The following is a 5350-nucleotide window of genomic DNA, read 5'->3' as shown; positions in this document are numbered from 1 at the left end:
CCCCCAGGACGCGCGAAGACCCCGCCCCCTCCCGGTGGCGACCGGGAGGGGAGCGGGGCCCGCGACGTGTGGGTCAGGCGGCCGAGCTGCTGCTCGACGAGGAGGTCGAGGCCGGCGCCGACGAGGCGGCGGGGGCCGACGTCGACGACGTGGACGAACCCGACGCCGAGGAGGAGGACGAGGCCGACGAGCTCGAGCCGCTGCTCGAGGAGCCGGACTTCGCGGCCGGCGAGCTGCTCGACGAGGAGCCGCGGCTGTCGTTGCGGTAGAACCCGGAGCCCTTGAAGACGATGCCGACGGCCGAGAACACCTTCTTCAGGCGGCCCTGGCAGTTCGGGCACTCGGTCAGAGCGTCATCGGTGAACTTCTGCACCGCCTCGAGGCCCTCGCCGCACTCGGTGCACTGGTACTGGTAGGTCGGCACTGTCTTCCTCCTGGCACTCTCACTCAATGAGTGCTAACGACGATCCATCTTGACGCATTCCTCGCCGTCAGTCCACTGCCGCACCCCGTCCGGTGACCGAAACCACTGCGCGGACCACCGCGGAAACCACTGCGCAACCCGCCACGGGCCACCACGGACCCACCTGGGCCCACCGGTCCTCCCGCCGCGGCCGCCGTCACCTGGCCGCCCCCGACGTGCCCAGCCAGCCGGCCAGCTTTCCGCCCCGGGCCACCGCCCGCAGGCGCCGCTCGGCGGCGTCCTGCACCTGGTCGGTGGCGATCACCAGCAACTCGTCCCCCCGCTGGAGCACCGTGGCGGGCGACGGCACGAAGGAGGCGCCGGCCCGGACCACCAGGGTGACCGAGGCGCCCACCGGCAGCCGCAGCTCGCCGACCTCGACGCCGTGCATCCGGGATTCCCTGTCCACGGTCAGGGAGAGCAGGTGGCCGCGCAGCCGCTCCAGCGGCGCGGACTCGATGCCCAGGTCGGAGGCCTCGTTGTCGTCGCCCAGGCGCAGCTTGCGGGCCAGCCAGGGGAGCGTCGGGCCCTGGATCAGCGTGTAGACGACGACCAGCACGAAGACGATGTTGAAGATGCGGCGGCTGCCCGCCACCCCGGCCACCATCGGGATGGTGGCCAGGATGATCGGCACCGCGCCCCGCAGCCCCGCCCACGACATCAGCGCCTGCTGCTGCCAGGGCACCCGGAACGGCGACAGGCAGGCGATCACGCTCAGCGGCCTCGCCACCATGGTGAGGACCAGGCCGATCACCAGCGCGGGCAGGATGTCGTCGCCCAGCTCCCGCGGGTTGACCAGCAGGCCGAGCAGGACGAACATGCCGATCTGCGCGATCCAGCCGAGCCCGTCGGCGAAGCCTCGGGTGGCCGGGTGGTGCGGCAGCCGGGCGTTGCCCAGGACCATCGACGCCAGGTAGACCGCGAGGAAGCCGCTGCCGTGCGCGATGGCGCCCGCCGCGTAGGCGGTCACCGCCATCGACATCACGGCGATGGGGTAGAGGCCGGAGGCGGGCAGCGCGACCCGCCGCAGTCCCCAGGCGCCCAGCCAGCCGACCGCGAGGCCCACGGCCGCGCCGATCGCCAGCTCCATCGCCATCTCCGCCAGCAGCAGGTACCAGTGCTCGAAGGGCCCGGCGGTGGAGAAGGAGACGACCAGGATGACCACCGGGGCGTCGTTGAAGCCCGACTCGGCCTCCAGGGTGCCGGTGATGCGGGTCGGCAGGGGGATCCGGCGCAGCACGGAGAAGACGGCCGCCGCGTCGGTCGAGGAGACCACCGCGCCCACGATCAGCGCCTGCCGCCACTCCAGCCCGGCCAGGTAGTGGGCGGCCGCGGCGGTGATCGTCACGCTCACCGCGACGCCCGCCGAGGCCAGCACGGAGGCGGCGGGCAGCACCGGTTTGATCTGGCCCCACTTGGTGCCCAGTCCGCCCTCGGCGAGGATCACGACCAGCGCCGCGTAGCCGATGACCTGGGTGAGCGCGGCGTTGTCGAACTCGATGCCCGCGATGCCGTCGGAGCCCAGGGCGATGCCGATGCCGAGGTAGATGAGGAGGCTCGGGAGTCCGCTGCGTGAGGACACGCGCACGGCGGCCACGGCCACCAGGAGGACGAGCGAGGCGCCGAGCAGAAGCTGGTTGAGGTGGTCGACAGACAGTTGGCGCCCCTTCCCTTCCCTCCGAGGTGCTGCGAACGGCCCCGTGTGCGCACGGGACGGCATCGGCAGGTCTTTCGTTACCTTACCTAACTCTTGACGCTTTCTTGACGCGCTTTCGCCACTCCGCGCCCCGACGGAGGCTCCTGCCGGGCATCGCATCGGGACGAACGGGACACCCTGGACACCCCGCTCGCCTGATGCCACGGGTTCACAGACGCCGCGTCAAGCCGCCGCGCCCCGTGCGCCTATCGTTGCTCCAGCGCGACGTCGGGCCACGCCGCCGCGCCCAGAACTGACCACCGCCCGCCCCGCCGCTCGCGTGAGGACAGCAAGGACAGCGATGCCCCCCAACACCACCGCCTCTTCCGGTCAGCAGCCCGGCAAGTCCGGCAGGAAGAAGGGGCGCAAAGCCCGACTCCTGGTCCTTCTCGTCGTCCTGGCGCTCATAGGCGGCCTGGTCTACGGCGGGTACTGGACGGTCAGCACCGTCCGTGCCTCGTTCCCGCAGACCAGCGGGTCGCTGACCCTCAAGGGCCTGTCCGGCCCGGTCGAGGTCCGGCGCGACGGACAGGGCGTGCCGCACGTCTACGCCGACTCCGAGGAAGACCTGTTCATGGCGCAGGGATTCGTCCAGGCGCAGGACCGGTTCTACGAGATGGACGTGCGCCGCCACCTGACCGCGGGTCGGCTCTCCGAGATGTTCGGCGCGAGCCAGGTCGGCACCGACGAGTTCCTGCGCACCCTCGGCTGGCGCCGCGTCGCGCAGCAGGAGTACGACAAGAAGCTGTCCGCCCCCACCAAGAAGTACCTGCAGGCCTACACCAAGGGCGTCAACGCCTACCTCGGCGACCGCGAGGGCGACGAACTCTCCCTGGAGTACGCGGCGCTCGCGCTCACCGGCGACTACACGCCGGAGCCGTGGACCCCCGTCGACTCGGTGGCCTGGCTCAAGGCGATGGCCTGGGACCTGCGCGGCAACATGCAGGACGAGATCGACCGTTCGCTGATGACCAGCAGGCTGGACGCGAAGCAGATCGCCGACCTGTACCCGGGCTACCCGTTCGAGCGGAACCGGACGATCGTGCAGGAGGGCGCCTACTCGCAGGCCACCGGCGCCTGGGACCAGAAGGCCACCGCGAGCGAGCAGCCCCAGGGCGGCGCCGGAACCCTCCCGGGGGTCGCGGCGGAGGACCAGGCCGGGCTGCAGAGCCAGCTCGCCGGTCTCTACGGCGCGCTGGACGAGCTGCCCACCGCGGTCGGCGTCAACGGCAACGGCATCGGCTCCAACTCGTGGGTGGTCGCCGGGGAGCACACCGTGGGCGGCGCCCCGCTGCTGGCCAACGACCCGCACCTGTCGCCCGCGCTGCCCTCGGTCTGGTACCAGATGGGCCTGCACTGCCGCACCGTCTCCGCGAGCTGCCGCTACGACGTCTCCGGCTACACCTTCTCCGGCATGCCCGGCGTGGTCATCGGCCACAACGCGCAGATCGCCTGGGGCATGACCAACTCAGGCGTGGACGTCAGCGACCTGTACCTGCAGAAGGTCAGCCGCGACGGCTACCAGTACGACGGGAAGACCGTCCCCTTCCGCACCCGCGAGGAGACCATCAAGGTCGCCGGCGGGGCGGACAAGAAGATCGTGGTGCGCGAGACCAACAACGGCCCGCTCCTCTCCGACCGCGACGACGAGCTCGTCCAGGTCGGCAGGAAGGCCGGCGTGAAGGCCGCCGCACCCGACCGGGGCGACGGCTACGGGGTCTCGCTGCGGTGGACCGCGCTCGACCCGGGCAGCACCATGGACGCCGTCTTCGCCATCAACACGGCGCGGAACTGGCAGGAGTTCCGGAAGGCCGCCGAGCTGTTCGAGGTGCCCTCGCAGAACCTCGTCTACGCCGACCGGAAGAACATCGGCTACCAGCTGCCGGGCCGTATCCCGGTCCGCGCCGAGGGCTACGACGGCGCGCTCCCGGCGCCCGGCTGGGAGCGCGCCGCCCGCTGGACCGGCTGGATCGACCAGGACGAGCTGCCCTACGAGTTCAACCCGGAGCGCGGCTACATCGTCACCGCCAACCAGGCCGTGGTCGACGAGGACGCCTACCCGTACCTGCTGACCGGCGACTGGTCCTACGGCGCCCGCAGCCAGCGGATCAACGACCTGGTCAAGGCGAAGATCGAGGGCGGCGGCAAGGTCTCCACCGAGGACATGCGCGAGATGCAGACCGACAGCAGCAGCGAGATCGCCAAGCTGCTGGTGCCCGAGCTGCTGAAGATCGACCTGGAGGACGACGACGTCCGCGACGCGCAGGAGCTGCTGGAGAGCTGGGACCGCACCCAGACCCCGGACTCGGCGGCGGCCGCGTACTTCAACGCGGTGTGGCGCAACATCCTGAAGCTGGCGTTCGGCAACAAGCTGCCCAAGGAGCTGCGGGTCGAGGGCCAGTGCCTGTGGGTGGAGCCGGTGAACACCACCGGCCCCGCCGAGGAGGCGGACAAGGTCCGCGAGTGCGGACAGCGCAGCGCCACGCAGGCCCAGCCGGACGGCGGCGACCGGTGGTTCGAGGTCGTGCGCAACCTGATGGAGGACCAGGACAGCGAGTGGTGGACCACCGGCAAGTCGCTCAGCGGCCGTGACGGCGCCAGGAACGACCGGGACGCTCTGCTCGAGCGGGCCATGGTCGACGCGCGCTGGGAGCTGACGGCGAAGCTCGGCAAGGACATGGACAGCTGGAGCTGGGGCCGGCTGCACACGCTGTACCTGAAGAACCAGACCATGGGCACGGCCGGTCCGGGCTTCCTGCAGCACATGCTCAACCGCGGGCCCTGGGAGCTCGGCGGCGGCGAGTCCACCGTCGACGCGACGGGCTGGAACGCGGCCGGCGGGTACGGGGTGGTCTGGGTGCCGTCCATGCGGATGGTGGTGAACCTCGACGACCTCGACAAGTCGAAGTGGATCAACCTCACGGGCGCGTCCGGGCACGCGTACAGCTCGCACTACGTGGATCAGACGGACGCGTGGGCGAAGGGGGAGCTGTACGAGTGGCCGTTCTCCGCGGCCGCGGTGAAGCGGGCCACGGAGGAGACGCTCACGCTGAAGCCGTGACGGCCCGCCCGCCGGGCCCACCGCACCGGGGCGGTTCCCTCACGGGGGAGCCGCCCCGGCGGCCTTCCCGGGCGCGGCGGGACCGGCCCGCGCTCCGGCGGGGGAGGGGCACGCCCGGGGAGGGCCGGGG

3 protein-coding genes are annotated in these 5350 nt (G+C 71.5%); 1 reads left to right on the top strand and 2 read right to left on the bottom strand.

Translation table 11 applies throughout. The features are described 5' to 3' along the window. Positions 1-73: 73 nt before the first annotated feature. Both ACOV8S_RS00830 and ACOV8S_RS00825 read right to left on the bottom strand, forming a co-directional pair. Entirely contained in the window at positions 74-424 is a 351-nt protein-coding gene (locus ACOV8S_RS00830) for an FmdB family zinc ribbon protein (RefSeq protein ID WP_448315324.1), read from the bottom strand. A 196-nt stretch (positions 425-620) separates the two neighbouring features. Then, the gene (locus tag ACOV8S_RS00825) at positions 621-2183 is read right to left on the bottom strand and encodes a potassium/proton antiporter (protein WP_448315322.1); all 1563 of its coding nucleotides are present in this window, start codon (positions 2181-2183) and stop codon (positions 621-623) included. A 277-nt stretch (positions 2184-2460) separates the two neighbouring features. Here ACOV8S_RS00825 and ACOV8S_RS00820 point away from each other — a divergent pair, with 277 nt between their 5' ends. Then, on the top strand, positions 2461-5220 hold the full coding sequence (locus ACOV8S_RS00820) for a penicillin acylase family protein (protein ID WP_448315320.1): 2760 nt from the start codon (positions 2461-2463) through the stop codon (positions 5218-5220). The last annotated feature ends 130 nt before the right edge of the window (positions 5221-5350 follow it).

Source organism: Streptomyces sp. CO7 (assembly GCF_053474865.1).
The sequence above is the reverse complement of the archived record's forward strand: the minus strand, read 5'-3'. Positions and strand labels throughout refer to the sequence as shown.